Consider the following 16,016-nt stretch of genomic DNA (forward strand, 5'->3'; position numbering starts at 1 on the left):
ATGATGCTATATGTAAAAAGTAAAGCATTATTAATATTAGGAGTGATACTTTTTCTCGCTATGTTTTATTTTAAAGTGGAATTGGGCGATTCTATATTGAGGCCTTTAGGTTACATTTTATCAGGCATCTTAGTTAGTTTTTCTTTAGGATATAAAGAAAAGGATGTTTAACGTAAGTGCTAAAAGATGACATGTCGTTTTTTCTCTTTCTAGGGCTTTGTGCGCTATCGTACAAAGTCCTTTTTGAATTTAAAAATTTTAGGAAAAAAAGCGCAAAAAGAAAGAGATTTAGTAGATTTACGATTTTTTACCTAATTCATAGGAAAAAATAGCGCCATTCAGTACTAATATAAGATTTACTAAAAACAATACAATTACCAATGAAGCATAGATTTTATTTTTTAATAACATAACTAACTCACTTTCTAATAATTGTTATCAAAATTAATGTCAGTTTATATTTTAAAGATAAAAAAGAGAGGTGTTACAATAGCATCATATTATAAAACTACTTAATTGGAGTTGTGATTTATGGCTAAAAAGAGAAAAGTTTATTTAATTTTATTGATCATAACTGCTTTGGCTGTTTACGCTTTACCACAAATAACAGGGAACTATCATTTCTCTACTAGAGTATTTGAGATTATTCCGTTTATTTTCTTTGTTTTATTTCTGTTTAGTTCTGATGATAAACAGGATTGACCATTTCTCTCGAATAATGATAAAACAATTTAATATTGAAATATAGAGGGGTGGGACGACGAAATCAAATAGATTTCTGTCTCACTCCCGCATACATTTTTTACAAAGTTTCTCATCTGGAAATGTTTCATGTGGAACGTTTTTAATGATATTAAGTGCTATGGCTAATTGAGGGCAACGAAAAATGGGGATAACGTTAAATTGAGTTAAGGGGGTAAAACGTAAGACAATCGCGCTTTATAACAATTTTAAGGTGTACATGGACTTCTCATTGCTTGTCATAAGCGCTTAATATGGTTATTTTAAGAAACTTATATACGTCAAAATGACAATTATATTTGTCATTTTGACTAATCTGTTATATGTTTATATATAAGGAGTTGACTGATATGCGAAATCGACTTAAAGAATTGCGCGCGCGTGATGGTTATAATCAGACACAACTTGCGAAAAAAGCTGGGATTTCTAGACAAACGGTTTCTTTAATAGAACGTAATGAGTTTACACCGTCAATTAGAACAGCGGTATGTATCGCGCGTGTATTCAATGAAACGGTGGAAAGTGTTTTTATTATTGAGGAGGAGGATTTATGAAAGTAGTTAGGTTTTTAGTGATGGTACTTGTAGGTGGCCTCATTGGTGGTTTAATAGGATTATTATTCAGCTATACAGACCATTTGAAGCTTTTTACACAATTTAAAATGACGGATCCATCAACTATTCATATGATTGGTATTCTGTTTTTAATCATTATTGTGGCTTTATTAATATGGGCATTTTACACACAAAAAAAGGTGTTAAAACAAAAAAGGCTATTAGATAGTAATATAGAGGATGAAGCCACTGATAATATAGAGAGAAAAGCCGCATTATACTTTTTAAATGTGTCGTTTCTAATGTTTACATCTTATGTCGTTGTGTTCCTCTTATTCTTTATTTATGTATTAGGAAATGTGCCAAGTATATATGTTTTTTATCCAGTTTCAGGGTTTTTATTGGCATCTCTGTTCTCAATTCCGTATGGATTTTTTGTTAGAAAATACGATTCGCGTTATCCTAAACAAGGAGAAAAAGAATACACCGAAAAAACATTGTCTATCATGGATGAAGGGGAACGCCATATCACGCTCGTTTCAATGTATAAGGTTTATCATATTAATATCTCCTTACTTATCATTTCAATTATTATTTTGGGAATATATTCATTAGGCAGTAACAACAACCAAACGTTAGCATTGTTTGTTTTAATTGTGCTCTTTATATACAATGTCTTCGGATATTTGTTGAAAGTACGTAAGCACTACTTGTAGTTTGAATCAAAGCTTTTCTAGGACTGGAACGTATATTATGACCTCGAGTGAGCCATGTTGCCTTTAAAGTGATTCCTTTTGTGCTAGTCGGGCTAACGCAATAATAAAGTACGAAAAAATGAATATTCCGCTCATTTTATTGCCATCTGTATCAAATTTGCTTAAAATATTGTTGTTTTCTAATGAATAAGACGGTAGGCTAGGCTTAAACATCGTATATGACGGCAGGTGGTCGAATTGGCAAGGAAATCTAAGCGAGTTCAAATTTTAGAAGCAGCAGCCCAAATTGTTTTTGAGCGTGGTGTGGATGCGTTAACGCTTGATGCAGTGGGAAAGCAAGCAGGTGTGAGTAAAGGTGGATTATTGTATCATTTCAAAACGAAAGACGGCTTAATTGAAGCATTGGTGCACTATGCGAATCAGTTGTACCAACATAACGTTCAAAAAGCATTAGAGCCGGCACTGTCACAAGGACAATATTTAAATGCTTTAATAGAAGCAACGCGTGAACATCGTGCTGAAAATGCGCCGATTACGTCTGGATTGTTGGCTGCACATGGGACAAACAAAGATCACTTAGCGCCTTTAAAAGACACATATGCACATTGGCAACATACGATTGTGAATGAAGGTGTAGATCCAGTTGATGCAACGATTATTCGTTTAGCAGTTGATGGGCTATGGCTCTCTGAAATCTTTGAATTTAGCGCAATTGATGAAGAAATGCGCGAGGCTGTACTCAATCGTTTAAAAATGTACACACAACAACCAAAATAAAGAAGAATGCTTTGTTAGTAAGGCATTCAAATAGAGTCATCGCCGAATTGTGCAAATGTGCATAATTCGGCTTTTATATTTGAGTTACATTTGAAATAAAACTGACCGATTGGTATAGTAAAAAGGTGAACTGTTTACATAAGGTGGGCACGTGACAGTTATCATTTTCAACAATTGACTTCAGTCAGCTAAGGTGTAGCGCTCATGTGCACGCTTCATTAACGTAAATAATAGCGATTAGGGCTTTTTGTGCCTTGTTTTTACTAAGTACGCTTTGTATGACATTCACAAGGAGTCTTTTTTGTATTGGTAAATTTCAAAAGGGAAAGGAATGGACATATGTTAAGTATTAAAAACTTATCAAAAGTCTATGCTGGGAGTAAGAAAGCTGTAGACAATATGAATATTGAGATTCAGCAAGGGGAGTTCGTAGCGTTTATTGGTACGAGCGGTAGCGGTAAAACAACCGCATTACGAATGATCAACCGGATGATTGAGGCAACGGAAGGCCAGATTATGATTAACGGTAAAGATGTACGTCAAATGAATCCTGTAGAGTTGCGTCGTAGTATCGGTTATGTGATACAACAGATAGGGCTAATGCCTCATATGACGGTAAGAGAAAATATTGTGCTTGTGCCAAAACTATTAAAATGGTCTCAAGAAAAGAAAGATGAAAAGGCGCGTGAACTTATTAAACTTGTTGATTTACCAGAAGCGTATTTAGATCGCTATCCTTCTGAATTGTCTGGAGGTCAGCAACAACGTATTGGTGTAGTGAGAGCACTTGCGGCTGAACAAGATATCATTTTGATGGACGAACCTTTTGGCGCATTAGACCCTATAACACGTGATACATTACAGGATTTAGTGAAAAAGCTACAAAAACAATTAGGGAAAACTTTTATATTTGTGACACATGACATGGATGAAGCGATCAAACTTGCTGATAAAATTTGTATTATGTCTCATGGTCGAGTGATTCAATACGATACACCAGATAATATTTTACGAAATCCTGCGAATGATTTTGTGCGTGATTTCATCGGGCAAAATCGCCTCATTCAAGACCGACCAAATGTGCGTACAGTTGAAGATGCGATGATTAAACCAATTACGATTACGGCCGATCAATCATTAAACGATGCGGTTCAATTGATGAGAGAGAAGCGTATTGACACATTGTTTGTAGTGAATCATCAAAATAAATTGTTAGGCTTTCTTGATATTGAAGATATTAATCAAGGTTTACGTGCACGTGCCGAACTTATCGATGTGATTCAGAGAGAGGTTTACACCGTCCCTTATGATAGTAAACTTCAAGATTCTGTGCGTACGATTTTAAAACGAAATGTACGAAATGTGCCTGTGTTAGATGAAGCACATCATATTGTGGGATTGATTACTCGAGCTAATCTTGTCGATATTGTATATGACAGTATATGGGGCGAACCAGAAACTGACAGTGGTGAAAAGCAAGCTACCACAACTGAAACGGCTGGAGTTGATCGCGCATGATAGAGTTCATTGTGAATAATGCCAGTGATTTGTTCTCAAAAACGTTGGAACATCTTTACATTTCGATTCTTGCGCTCGTCTTAGCTATTGTCATTGCAGTGCCTGTCGGTATTTTATTAACACGTACAAAACGGATAGCCAAAGTGTCATTAACGATTGCGAGTATCCTTCAAACGATACCGACACTTGCGGTGTTAGCGTTAATGATTCCGCTATTTGGTGTCGGTAAAGTACCTGCAGTTATCGCACTCTTTTTCTACGTATTACTTCCGATTCTTAATAATACGGTAATTGGGGTTGAAAGTATCGATAAAAATGTGAGAGAAGCGGGAAAAAGTATGGGAATGACAGCGTATCAGTTGATGAAAGATGTAGAGTTCCCGTTAGCCTTACCGATGATTTTAAGTGGTATTAGATTATCGTCGGTATACGTGATTAGTTGGGCGACGCTCGCAAGTTTTATCGGTGCGGGAGGCTTAGGTGATTATATTTTCAATGGGCTTAATTTATATGATGAAAATATGATTATTACAGCAACAATATTAATTACTGCGCTTGCGTTACTCGTCGATTTTTGTTTGTCACGTATTGAAAAATGGATTGTACCAAAAGGTTTAAAAGTTTCTAGATAAACATTGGAGGGATAAGATGAAACATTATCAAAAGTATATTGTCGTTTTAGTGCTTTGCCTCACGGTGTTATCTGGATGTAACTTGCCGGGGTTAAAGAATGCGACCGCACCAGATGAAGTTCAAATTACAGCACTTGCAACGTCAGAATCACAAATTATGTCTCATATGTTGAGATTGCTTATAGAACACGATACTCACGGTAAAATTAAACCGACGATTATTAATAACTTAGGTTCTAGTACGATACAACATAATGCGATTGTCAACGGCCAAGCAAATATGTCAGGAACGCGTTATACAGGTACGGATTTAACAGGTACGCTTAAAATGTCTCCGATTACGGATTCTCAAAAAGCGATGGCAGCAACGCAAAAAGGATTTAAAGACAAGTATCAACAAACGTTCTTTAATTCATACGGTTTTGACAACACCTTTGCGCTAATGGTTACGCAAGAAACAGCAAAAAAATACAATTTAGAAACGGTCTCTGATCTTGAAAAATATGCCAAAGATTTACGATTAGGAATGGATACGACGTGGCCGAACCGTGAAGTTGATGGTTATCCGGCATTTCAACGTAAGTATGGCTTTAAATTTGGAGAGAACCGTCCTATGCAAATCGGTTTAGTTTATGATGCACTTCAAAGTGGCAGTTTAGATGTAGCAGTGGGGTATTCTACTGATGGACGTATTGCAGCTTACAATTTAAAAGTACTTAAAGATGACAAGCATTTCTTCCCACCGTATGATGCGAGTCCTTTAGCATCAGATAAGTTGTTGAAAGAACGCCCAGAATTAAAGCCAATTATTAAAAAATTAGAAGGTAAAATTTCAACAAAAGACATGCAACGTTTAAATTATCAAGCAGATGGAGAAGGCAAAGAGCCTGCCATCGTTGCACAAAAGTTTTTAGAGCAACATCATTATTTTGATGATACAAAGGAGGCCAAAAATAATGAAAGGTAACCTATTTCAACAACTTTGGGACTATTACCATACGAATTTTGGCTATTTGTGGGAATTGTTTCTGAATCATTTATTAATGTCGCTCTATGGGGTATTATTTGCGGCGATTGTAGGCATTCCGTTAGGCATTATAATTGCACGTTATGGCAAATTATCTACGGCAGTGATAACAGTGGCAAATGTTATTCAAACGGTGCCTGTGATTGCGATGCTAGCGATTTTAATGTTGGGCATGGGGCTTGGTATGAATACAGTAATATTTGCTGTATTTTTGTATGCACTACTTCCGATTATTAAAAATACGTATACAGGCATTCAAGGTGTAGATGCGAATATTAAAGATGCAGGTAAAGGCATGGGAATGACACGCAATCAAGTGTTGCGTATGATTGAATTACCCTTATCGCTTTCTGTTATTATTGGCGGTTTGCGTATCGCGCTAGTAGTTGCAATCGGTGTTGTAGCAGTAGGTTCATTTATTGGTGCACCGACATTAGGTGATTTAATTATTCGTGGAACGAATGCGACGGATGGCACACTTTTTATTTTAGCCGGTGCTTTACCAATCGTATTGATTGTGTTGATTGTTGATATACTTTTACGTATGCTTGAGAAGAAATTAGATCCAGTAAATCGTCGTACAAAAAATACAGCGACACCGAGTTAAAAGGAGTGACCGTTCTTGGCATTAATGGAAATGAACTACAAATCAAAAACGCTTGGCATGCATCAATCTTTCACGGTAATCTTGCCTGAAGATCGCAGTTATTTTCAAGTAGAGGAAAAACCTAAACGATTAAAATCTTTGTTGTTATTACATGGACTGTCGAGTGATCATGCGTCGTATATGCGTTATACAAGTATTGAACGCTATGCGAACACCCACCAATTGGCTATTATTATGCCCAATGCTGATCATAGCTTTTACACAAATATGAAATATGGTCACAGTTATTATGATTATATTCTTGAAGTTTGGGATTACGTTCATCAAGTATTGCCGTTATCTAAAGAGCGAAAAGATAATTTTATAGCTGGTCATTCTATGGGCGGCTATGGCACGATTAGATTTGCGTTAACTGCGGGAGAGCGCTTTGGGAAAGCGGCGCCGTTATCTTCTGCGGTCGATGTGTCTCAAATTCATCATTATGTTTATCCAGATTTCAAACCACAAGCGATTGCCGGAGATAATATAAATGCGGTAGGAACCACGTTTGATCCGTATTATTTAGTAGATGTAGCAGTTTCAGAGGGGTACAAGATACCTGAAATACTAATGATGTGTGGCACAGAGGATGATTTGTACCAAAGTAATCTCGACTTTTGGGATTACTTAGAAAAACATCATATTCCTTGTGGATTTGTTTCTAATGCTGGAGGTCATGATTATGACTACTGGGATAAAGCTATCAAAATGGTTATAAAAACGTTTGTAGAAGATTAAATAAATAACATTAGGCGTTCATTGCGGTATATGTCGTATATGGACGCTTTTTCTATTGCTAAATGAGAGGATTGTGGCTTCTATAAAAGGGTTCTTCATTTTTTATGATGGGATGACATAAGTCATCCTGCTTTTTTTTGTACAAAAATAGCGCAAATGTCTCTATAATTTTAAGTGACCAAACAAAAAATAAAGGATACATATTGCGCCTTTGTGTAATGATATATTAAAGTTATTAAAAATTAAAGAAGTCATATTAAAATTACTAAAGTTGAAGAAGATGTAGTCATTAAAGGTAAGGAATCTAACATCATCTTTGGCGCTCTTTCATTTAAGTCTAAGACTTATCCACACTGCTATCATACAAATTTAAAACGTATAAAACTTCAAGAGATATTTTAGCGCATTTACTTGAATTAGGCCCTATATTGCTTAAATAGATTGCGTACCGAGTCGAGACTCCCGAGGCATAGAGCCGAAACAGAAAATCCGGGAGAGATACAGAAATCACATAACATTGATTTCGTAGTATCTCCCCCGCAACTATGACTAGGTTTCTAATAACAGTTAGAAACCAGTCATAGACTGCGTTGATAAGGAACACATGCTCACTTATGTTCGCATGTGTACTGAACACGTATTTCATTACATTCAAACGTGTTCATGCAGAGGTAAGGCGCCTGGGAAAGCGAGACTCGAAGTAGCAATTGGGAGTTTGCGAGTTAATTATTATAGATACATAACCACCATATAAAGTGTATAGCCTAAAAAGAATCCCTTATCGAGAGGGCTCAGAGGAGGAAAGGACCTTAGCACTCTCATTAAGGGATTTTATATATACGGATAAAATGAATGGAAGGTTTGAATATATTGAATCGTTAGGATGGTCGTATTTGAAATAGTTTCTTGCTTACAATCCACGTGTATTTATCTTTTAAAATAAAGCTCTCCATTATTAGACTGTGCATGATGTGACTCACCGTTTCTCTCGACATGCCAATTAGATCAGCTAATAGTTGAATTGTAATGGCACTCGTAAATTCATAATACGCTTCATTGTTTTTGCCGACATGGCGACAAAGCAAATGAATGAGATGAATCACTTTTTCGCGTGCATTTTTACAGTTTAAAATCATGTTATGTTGAATGTGTTGTGTTTCGCTCATTACTAATAACTCATACAAGCGAGACAATACTTCTGTATCATGCTTTGAAATTTTTTCTATGAGGTAGAGCGGAATACTTAACACGACACATTCAGTCAAAGCAGAACATGTTTCATCAATAGATGGAATGCGGAACACTTGGCTTAATGGAAAACATGTATGTTCACTATTAAGCCATTTATAATGTGCACCGGTATCTGTAAAGGCTTCTCTTACCACTATGCCACGCATTAAAAATTTTAAATGTGTCATTTCTGTTTTGTCATAGTAGATCACTTGATTTTTATCAAAACTGCGCAATATAAAATCATCCGCAAAAACCTTTAATTGCGAGGGTGAAGCATGGATATAATGCGCGAAGGTTTGAATAGCTACCTTTAAATCATTAGCGTCTAAAGTTTTACAATGAGTATTCATTTCGATTACATCCTTACATGATTATAAATGTATATGCGTACCTGTTCCATTTCTTATTGCATCGTATGCGTTATCTAAATCTGTAATAATGACTTCTCGATGTGAATCTTCCCCAATAAATTTAATTGCTGCTTCAATTTTAGGCAACATGGACCCTTCTGAGAATTGTCCTTCTTTAACATAGTTGTTTAGAGTTGTAACATCTACGTCTGTTAAGGCTTTTTCTTCAGGTGTATTGTAATTAACAAATACATTTGGCACAGCTGTTAAAATCATTAACGTATCTGCTTCGATGAGTTCTGCCAAAGTTTCGCTCGCAAAGTCTTTGTCGATAACCGCTTCTATCCCTTCAAATGTATCTTCTTTTCTTATCACTGGAATGCCGCCTCCACCACAAGCAATAACGATATTATCATTTTCAAGTAGTGTTTGGATGAGGTCGTGTTCCAAAATTGAAACGGGTATAGGTGAAGGGACGACTTTACGATAGCCGCGACCTGCATCTTCTTTATAAACACTATTTTGATCTGTTTCTTGTAATTTTTCGGCTTCTTCTTTTGAATAGAATGGGCCAATAGGTTTTGTAGGATTTGAAAGATGCGGGTCATCTGCATTGACTTCAACACGCGTAATAACAGTCCCTACATGTTTGTGACTATTCATTTTTTGAAGCATGCGGTTTGTCTCAGTTTCTAGCCAATAGCCAATCATGCCTTGTGTCATTGCGCCACAAACATCGAGCGGCATCGCAGGTGTTTGTGTGCTGTGAGATTTTGCTTGCTGAATAAGTAAATTTCCAATTTGTGGTCCGTTACCATGAGAGATAACGATAGAAGCATCTGATTCAAACAGTGGTTTCAATTTTTCGAGCGTTTGTCGAATAGAAGCTTGTTGACTAGCAGCAGATGCATCTTTATTTTGAATTGCGTTACCACCTAACGCGATAACGATTTTTTTAGCCATAACTACCACTCCTTAATCATATCACTGTAATGGAATGTGTCATAAGTTTTATAATGCCGATAACGGCAAAGAGTAAAATTAAACCGATAATGACCCATTCAATCGTTTTTGGTTTTTTATTAAGGTTGTTTTGCACTTTGATAAATACGATCACGCCAGGAATATAAAGAATCATTGTGAGTAATAAATATTCCAAACCAGCCGCGTAGATTAACCACAGTGCGTAGATTGAAGCGATGATACCAATAATCCATTTACTCATGGATGTTTGATGTTGAATGATGTTGTATTTTACGAGATAAAATGCGCTGAACATATAAGGAATCAAAATGGCACTAGATGCAAGTGAAAATGCGAATTGGTAAGCACTTTCTGTAAATAACATACTGATAAGAAACAGTTGTACTAAAATGTTCGTAATCAGTAATGAGTTTACCGGTGCACCATTGCGATTTTCTTTAGCAAACCATTTTGGGAAAAGATTATTTTTGGCCACAACATAAGGTAATTCGCCGGCAAGTAACGTCCAACCGAGCCATGCCCCAAGGACTGAAATAATAAGACCGATGTTGACGAATACCGCACCCCAAGGACCTACAATGTGTGCAAGGATTTGCGCCATTGAAGGATCGCCTAATTCAGAAAGGTGATGTTGATGAATGACCCCTTGAGCGAGTACTGTCATTAAAAAGTAAATGATTAAGACGGAAGTGAGACCGACCACAGTCGCAGTACCGACGTCTTTTTTCGTTTTAGCACGACTAGAGAAGACGACTGCGCCTTCAATACCCGTGAAAATCCATACTGTGACAAGCATAATACTTTTTACTTGTGTGAGAATTGACGGCCATTCGATTGTTTCAGAAGACGTGCCACTAAATCCTGCCATAAATGTATCAAAGTTAAAGACGACCATCATACAAATGATGACGAGAAATATAGGGATGAGTTTTGCGACAGTTACGATACTATTAATAAAAGCAGCAGTCTCGACCCCTTTTAATATTAAGAAATGCACGCCCCATAAAAGAATCGAAGCGACAATAATACTCGGTAATGTATTACCGTTTTTAAAAATAGGAAAGAAGTTACCAATCGCAGACATAAGCAAAGTCGCATAAGCAACGTTTCCTAAAAATGCTGCAAACCAGTAGCCCCAAGCACTACAGAATCCAATAAAGTCTCCAAACCCTGCTTGAGCATAACTATAAATGCCACCGTCTAAATCAGGACGAGCGCTTGTTAAGCTTTGGAACACGAATGCGAGCGCAATCATGCCTATTGCGGTAATGATCCAACCAATAATTAAGGCAAGACCCCCTGCCTGACTTCCCATATCAGAGATGATATTAAAAGCACCGCCTCCAATCATAGAACCAATAACAAGTCCTATAAGTGAAGATTTGTTCAGTTTTTGTTGGTGACCATTTTCCATGTGTTTCATCTCCTTCTAATCAAGGATGAAGGGCGAGGGGAGTCATATGAAACATAAGCTTGTCCGCCCGCCCTAAACCTATGTGTTAAGTGAGTGTTGACGCTATGACAGATTTAATCGTATGCATGCGATTTTCTGCTTGGTCGAACACTTTTGATTGAGGACTTCTAAACACTTCATCAGTGACTTCCATTTCACCAATGCCATATTTTTCCTCGATTTCTTTACCATAAAGTGTTTGCGTATCATGAAATGCTGGTAAACAATGTAAGAAAATAGTATCTTCTCTTCCAGTTTGACGCATTAATTGTTTGTTGACTTGATAATCTTTAAGTAAGTTAACGCGTGTTTCGAATTCACTTTCTTCACCCATAGATACCCATACATCTGTGTAAATAACATGAGCATCTTTAACAGCTTCTTCGATATTATCTGTTACCATAACGGAACCGCCGTCTTTTTCACCACGTTGGCGTGCCATATCAACAAATGTTTGATTTGGGAATAAAGATTGAGGTGTACAAATACGAACATTGACACCGAGCATAGCACCAGCAACCATAAGTGAGTGTGCCATATTATTACGACCATCGCCGATATAAGTAAGATTAATGCCTTCTAAATGACCAAAGTTTTCTTTGACAGTCATATAGTCCGCAAGCATTTGAGTAGGGTGCCAAGTATCTGTTAAACCATTCCATACAGGTACACCAGAATGTTCAGCAAGGGATTCCACTACCTCTTGTGAAAAGCCACGGAATTCAATACCATCAAACATACGTCCAAGCACTTTAGCCGTATCTTCTACGGATTCTTTTTTACCTAATTGAATATCATTTTTTCCTAAAAATTCAGGATGAGCGCCAAGGTCAATCGATGCGACCGTGAAAGCAGCGCGAGTACGTGTAGACGTTTTTTCAAAAAGTAGGGCGATGTTTTTGCCTTCTAAGAAGCGGTGAGCAATGCCTTTATGTTTGTAAGATTTTAAAGTGATTGCATAATCAATCAAAGCTTCAAATTCTTCTTTTGTAAAATCGTTTTCTTTCAATAATGAACGTCCTTTTAATGGGACAGGTTTTTGTAATTCAGTCATCATTAATGCCTCCTATAGTGTATTAAATATCTTCACGATATAACGGTTGGCTCATGCAACGTGGGCCCCCTCGACCGCGAACAAGCTCGCCGCCAGGAATTTCAATTACTTTTAAGCCTTTTTCACGTAATAATGTATTAGACACATAGTTTCGGTCATAAGTAACGACCACACCTGGACGAATACAAAGCGTGTTAGAGCCATCGTTCCATTGTTCACGAGGGCCATCGATCGTATCACCATTACCAGTAGGGATAAGGTCAATATTATCGACATTAAGCGCTTCTTCTAATGTTTTTTTGAGTTGGTTAGAATGTGTGATTTTAATGTCATCATCACCGTCACTAGGTTCAATCGTAAATATGTTCATGTTGCCTTCTGATTTTAAAATGGCTGCATGCATTGTGAATTTATCGTAGTCAATCATTGTAAAGACGGTGTCGAGATGCATAAATGTACGACTTGTTGGAATTTCAATCGCAATAATTTTTTTGAATGTAGATTGTTCATTGTTAAAAATACTGCGTGCTAAACGTTCAATCGCTTGCGCAGATGTACGTTCTGAAATACCGATAGCTAACACTTCTTTAGATAAAACGAGTTCGTCGCCACCTTCAATGTTGAATGGGCTATCACGGTCAATCCAAACTGGAATATCACTATCTTTGAAATCAGGGTGATATTTCAAAATATATTGCATGAAAATGGATTCACGGCGGCGTGCACGCCAATACATACGGTTAATCGTAACACCATTTCCAACGGATGCATGTGGATCTCTCGTGAAATATAAGTTAGGCATTGGGTCGAGATAGAAAGGATATTTGTCATCCATATATTCGACGAGATGTGTTGTTTTTAAGTTGATTTCTTCTTTTCGCACACCGGCCATAATTTTATCAACTAGGCTTTGGTTATCTAATGTTGAAAACAACGTTTTAATTTCTTCTTCATGACCAAGCACGGTTTTTCGTGACTCTTTCAAAATGTCATCAATAAATTGTGCTCTGACTTTAGGATCTTCTAAACTTTCCGCTGTTAACTTTTCAAGATACAAGACTTCTACGCCTTCATTTCTTAATACTTCAGCAAAGTAGTCATGTTCGCGTTGGGCAACTTTCAAATAAGGAATATCATCAAACAATAAGCCGCCTAAGTAATCTGGAACGAGGTTTTCAAGTTCTTTGCCCGGACGTTTAAGTAATACGGTTTTTAAACGACCGATTTCACTGTTTACTTTAATCGTGCGTTGCATTTTTATTGCCTCCTTTATTTGTTGGTACTTTTACTATAAATCCAATTAAGCGTTTTTATCGTGATTTATTTCACAAATAAAAGGAGGAAAATTTCTCGCTTTAAAGATGGTTATATGCAAAAATAATTATTTTTTTTCAGTGAAAATACGAATTAATACGTTTTTAAGTGAATAATTTCCGTATATCTTAAAGTGTCAGCGTGTTAAATTTGTCGTTGATACATATTTTTGTATGAAAATACTATAGTGGATGGTCGGGGAAAAGTTCATTTACGACAAGACGTGCAATATCATTAGACTGTGTCATAATCATTGTCGTGTCATTTCCACTTACAGTACCGATAATGTCATGGATTTCTAGCGCATCAATATAAAAATTTACCGTTTGTCCAAATCCAGGAGAAGATTGAATTAATATACAATTGTTGATGACTGAAATGTGATTAATTTCATGTGCATATAACTTTTTTAGCATTTTGAGATATTTAGCATTGTTTTTATGAATGATTTGATAGTGTGCTGGCATATTTTGTGCCGGAAGTTTATGTATGTTGAGCTGCGTAAAATCATTTGAAATGGTTGTTTGGCTAAAGTGAATGCCAAAACGTGCGTCAATAATGTCGATCACTTCTTGTTTAGATTTAATGCACTGATGCTTCACGATGTTTTCGATTAACTTTTGTCGTTCCTCGCGTTTCATCTTAAGGCCTCCTTTTATAATTATGATATATATTTTATATAGCAACTATCACTGATAATTATTAACCTAATTGATTGATTAAATCAAAAAAACTAGGATAAATTCAGACGAAAATAACTGAAAAAAGTGCTTTAAAGCCTTTAAGAAAAAGGGATTTTACGAAGTTGTGACAAAAAATAAGCAGACAAGTGAAGCGGGTTTTTAAGCAGTGCGCTGTTATTTTGAATCTATTTTATGTAATATAACAAGCGTGTTAAAAAGGAGAAAGAGAGGGAAAGCGGGTGCGAAGAACTTCACCAAAAGTGACAATTTTATTTTTTATGTTAGGGACATTTGCGATTGGAATGTCTGAATATGTCGTCATCGGTTTACTTTCACAAATCGCAGGAGATATGAAAGTATCGATTTCTACAGCGGGTTTACTTGTAAGTGTTTATGCTTTAAGTGTAGCGTTTATCGGTCCAGTCATGCGGATTTTAACGTTACGTTACCGTGCGAGGGTATTACTGCCTATCTTTGTCGGTATTTTTATTGCCAGTAATATGTTAGGCATGCTTGCACCTAATTTTTACGTGTTATTGCTTTCGCGTTTATTATCTGCTGCGATGCATGCGCCTTTCTTTGGGGTGAGCATGAGTGTGGCGACGAACATTGTGCATCCTTCTAAACGGACACAAGCGATTGCATTAGTGCAAACAGGTCTTACGATCGCAATTATGATCGGCGTACCATTTGGTGCATTTTTAGGAGATTTGGCCAACTGGCGGGTTGTTTTTGGCATTATGGTATTAGTGGCCATCGCAACATTAATAGGGATAATTAAATGTACACCGGACGTTGAAATGAGCGCAGAGCCGAACTTGAAAAAAGAATTGAAAGCATTTAAACAACCACAAATCATTATAACGATAGCAATGATCGTATTCGGCTTTTCTGGTGTGTTTACATCTTATACATTTGTTGAACCGATGCTTAAAGAAATTTCACCATTTGGAACGTTAGGTATTACAATTTGTCTCTTTTCATTCGGACTTGGTGGTGTAATTGGCAATGTCGTTTCAGGTAATGTGACAGAAGAAAAATTGACAATAGGTTTATTTATCTCGTTTCTGTTGTTATTTTTAACGATTATTTTACTAGTTTACGCGTTACCTATCGGCGCTTTGGCACTAATCATTGTATTTTTATTTGGTTTTGGTACGTTTGGCACGACGCCATTACTCAATAGTAAAATTATATTCGGTGCAAGCGACGCACCGCTTTTAGCGAGTACGATGGTAGGATCCATCTTTAATCTTGCCAATTTTATAGGTGCGATGATTGGGTCAGGGTTGCTCGGCATGGGGTTACCATACGCCCAAATCACTTTAATTTCCGGAAGCATTATTTTAATAGGCATCGTACTGAATATAGGTAATTATTTTTACGAAAGTCGTTATCAAATTTATAAATAAACATAAAACGGCACGGAATTGGACGTCGAAATCAATCAGATTTCTGTCTCATTTCCGTGCCGTTTTTTAGCCTTTAATATTCGATATTTGGTGCTTTGTTAACGTGTTGTTGATAACGTTTTAAAGCAACAAATGCGCCGCTAAGGACGCCAACTACGATTGTTAGTGTCACTAATGCTTTCAT

Annotated in this window: 18 protein-coding genes; 11 read left to right on the plus strand and 7 right to left on the minus strand. The window is 36.7% G+C overall.

Features of this window, described 5'->3' with window-relative positions; translation table 11 throughout:
• From LN051_RS00380 to LN051_RS00425, 10 genes are all read left to right on the plus strand, one after another.
• Complete coding sequence (locus LN051_RS00380) at positions 1-171, plus strand: hypothetical protein (protein WP_229292667.1); 171 nt, start codon at positions 1-3, stop codon at positions 169-171.
• 360 nt (positions 172-531) lie between these two features.
• Entirely contained in the window at positions 532-702 is a 171-nt protein-coding gene (locus LN051_RS00385; RefSeq protein ID WP_229292668.1) for a hypothetical protein, read from the plus strand.
• A gap of 389 nt (positions 703-1,091) precedes the next feature.
• The gene (locus LN051_RS00390) at positions 1,092-1,295 is read left to right on the plus strand and encodes a helix-turn-helix transcriptional regulator (protein WP_229292669.1); all 204 of its coding nucleotides are present in this window, start codon (positions 1,092-1,094) and stop codon (positions 1,293-1,295) included.
• Positions 1,292-2,011, plus strand: coding sequence for a DUF3169 family protein (locus tag LN051_RS00395; protein WP_229292670.1), 720 nt, complete (start codon positions 1,292-1,294; stop codon positions 2,009-2,011). The genes LN051_RS00390 and LN051_RS00395 overlap by 4 nt, the downstream gene beginning before the upstream one ends.
• Before the next feature lie 237 nt (positions 2,012-2,248).
• On the plus strand, positions 2,249-2,788 hold the full coding sequence (locus LN051_RS00400; protein ID WP_229292671.1) for a TetR/AcrR family transcriptional regulator: 540 nt from the start codon (positions 2,249-2,251) through the stop codon (positions 2,786-2,788).
• 339 nt (positions 2,789-3,127) lie between these two features.
• Positions 3,128-4,306, plus strand: coding sequence for a betaine/proline/choline family ABC transporter ATP-binding protein (locus LN051_RS00405; RefSeq protein WP_229292672.1), 1,179 nt, complete (start codon positions 3,128-3,130; stop codon positions 4,304-4,306).
• On the plus strand, positions 4,303-4,938 hold the full coding sequence (locus tag LN051_RS00410) for an ABC transporter permease (protein ID WP_229292673.1): 636 nt from the start codon (positions 4,303-4,305) through the stop codon (positions 4,936-4,938). Before LN051_RS00405 ends, LN051_RS00410 begins: the two co-directional genes overlap by 4 nt.
• 16 nt (positions 4,939-4,954) lie before the next feature.
• Positions 4,955-5,905, plus strand: a complete 951-nt coding sequence (locus LN051_RS00415; protein ID WP_229292674.1) for an osmoprotectant ABC transporter substrate-binding protein — start codon at positions 4,955-4,957, stop codon at positions 5,903-5,905.
• Complete coding sequence (locus tag LN051_RS00420) at positions 5,895-6,572, plus strand: ABC transporter permease (RefSeq protein WP_229292675.1); 678 nt, start codon at positions 5,895-5,897, stop codon at positions 6,570-6,572. Before LN051_RS00415 ends, LN051_RS00420 begins: the two co-directional genes overlap by 11 nt.
• 15 nt (positions 6,573-6,587) lie before the next feature.
• On the plus strand, positions 6,588-7,349 hold the full coding sequence (locus tag LN051_RS00425) for an alpha/beta hydrolase (protein WP_229292676.1): 762 nt from the start codon (positions 6,588-6,590) through the stop codon (positions 7,347-7,349).
• An 878-nt stretch (positions 7,350-8,227) separates the two neighbouring features.
• Here the strand turns inward: LN051_RS00425 and LN051_RS00430 are convergent.
• From LN051_RS00430 to LN051_RS00455, 6 genes are all read right to left on the minus strand, one after another.
• A complete protein-coding gene (locus LN051_RS00430; protein ID WP_229292677.1) occupies positions 8,228-8,932 on the minus strand; it encodes a Crp/Fnr family transcriptional regulator in 705 nt (234 codons plus the stop codon).
• A gap of 21 nt (positions 8,933-8,953) precedes the next feature.
• Entirely contained in the window at positions 8,954-9,895 is a 942-nt protein-coding gene (arcC, locus tag LN051_RS00435) for a carbamate kinase (protein ID WP_229292678.1), read from the minus strand.
• A gap of 16 nt (positions 9,896-9,911) precedes the next feature.
• Positions 9,912-11,330, minus strand: coding sequence for an arginine-ornithine antiporter (arcD, locus tag LN051_RS00440; protein WP_229292679.1), 1,419 nt, complete (start codon positions 11,328-11,330; stop codon positions 9,912-9,914).
• Between the two features lie 85 nt (positions 11,331-11,415).
• Positions 11,416-12,423 (minus strand): ornithine carbamoyltransferase, encoded by a 1,008-nt coding sequence (gene argF / locus LN051_RS00445; protein ID WP_229293575.1) that lies wholly within the window; start codon positions 12,421-12,423, stop codon positions 11,416-11,418.
• 22 nt (positions 12,424-12,445) lie between these two features.
• On the minus strand, positions 12,446-13,678 hold the full coding sequence (arcA, locus tag LN051_RS00450; protein ID WP_229292680.1) for an arginine deiminase: 1,233 nt from the start codon (positions 13,676-13,678) through the stop codon (positions 12,446-12,448).
• A gap of 241 nt (positions 13,679-13,919) precedes the next feature.
• Positions 13,920-14,378 (minus strand): arginine repressor, encoded by a 459-nt coding sequence (locus LN051_RS00455; protein WP_229292681.1) that lies wholly within the window; start codon positions 14,376-14,378, stop codon positions 13,920-13,922.
• A gap of 320 nt (positions 14,379-14,698) precedes the next feature.
• Between LN051_RS00455 and LN051_RS00460 the strand changes: the two genes are divergently transcribed.
• Complete coding sequence (locus LN051_RS00460) at positions 14,699-15,832, plus strand: MFS transporter (RefSeq protein ID WP_229293576.1); 1,134 nt, start codon at positions 14,699-14,701, stop codon at positions 15,830-15,832.
• 73 nt (positions 15,833-15,905) lie between these two features.
• Here the strand turns inward: LN051_RS00460 and LN051_RS00465 are convergent, their stop codons facing one another.
• Positions 15,906-16,016, minus strand: a complete 111-nt coding sequence (locus tag LN051_RS00465; protein WP_229292682.1) for an SE2200 family small protein — start codon at positions 16,014-16,016, stop codon at positions 15,906-15,908.

The sequence above is a fragment of the Staphylococcus ratti genome, from assembly GCF_020883535.1.
Taxonomy (GTDB): Bacteria; Bacillota; Bacilli; order Staphylococcales; family Staphylococcaceae; genus Staphylococcus; species Staphylococcus ratti.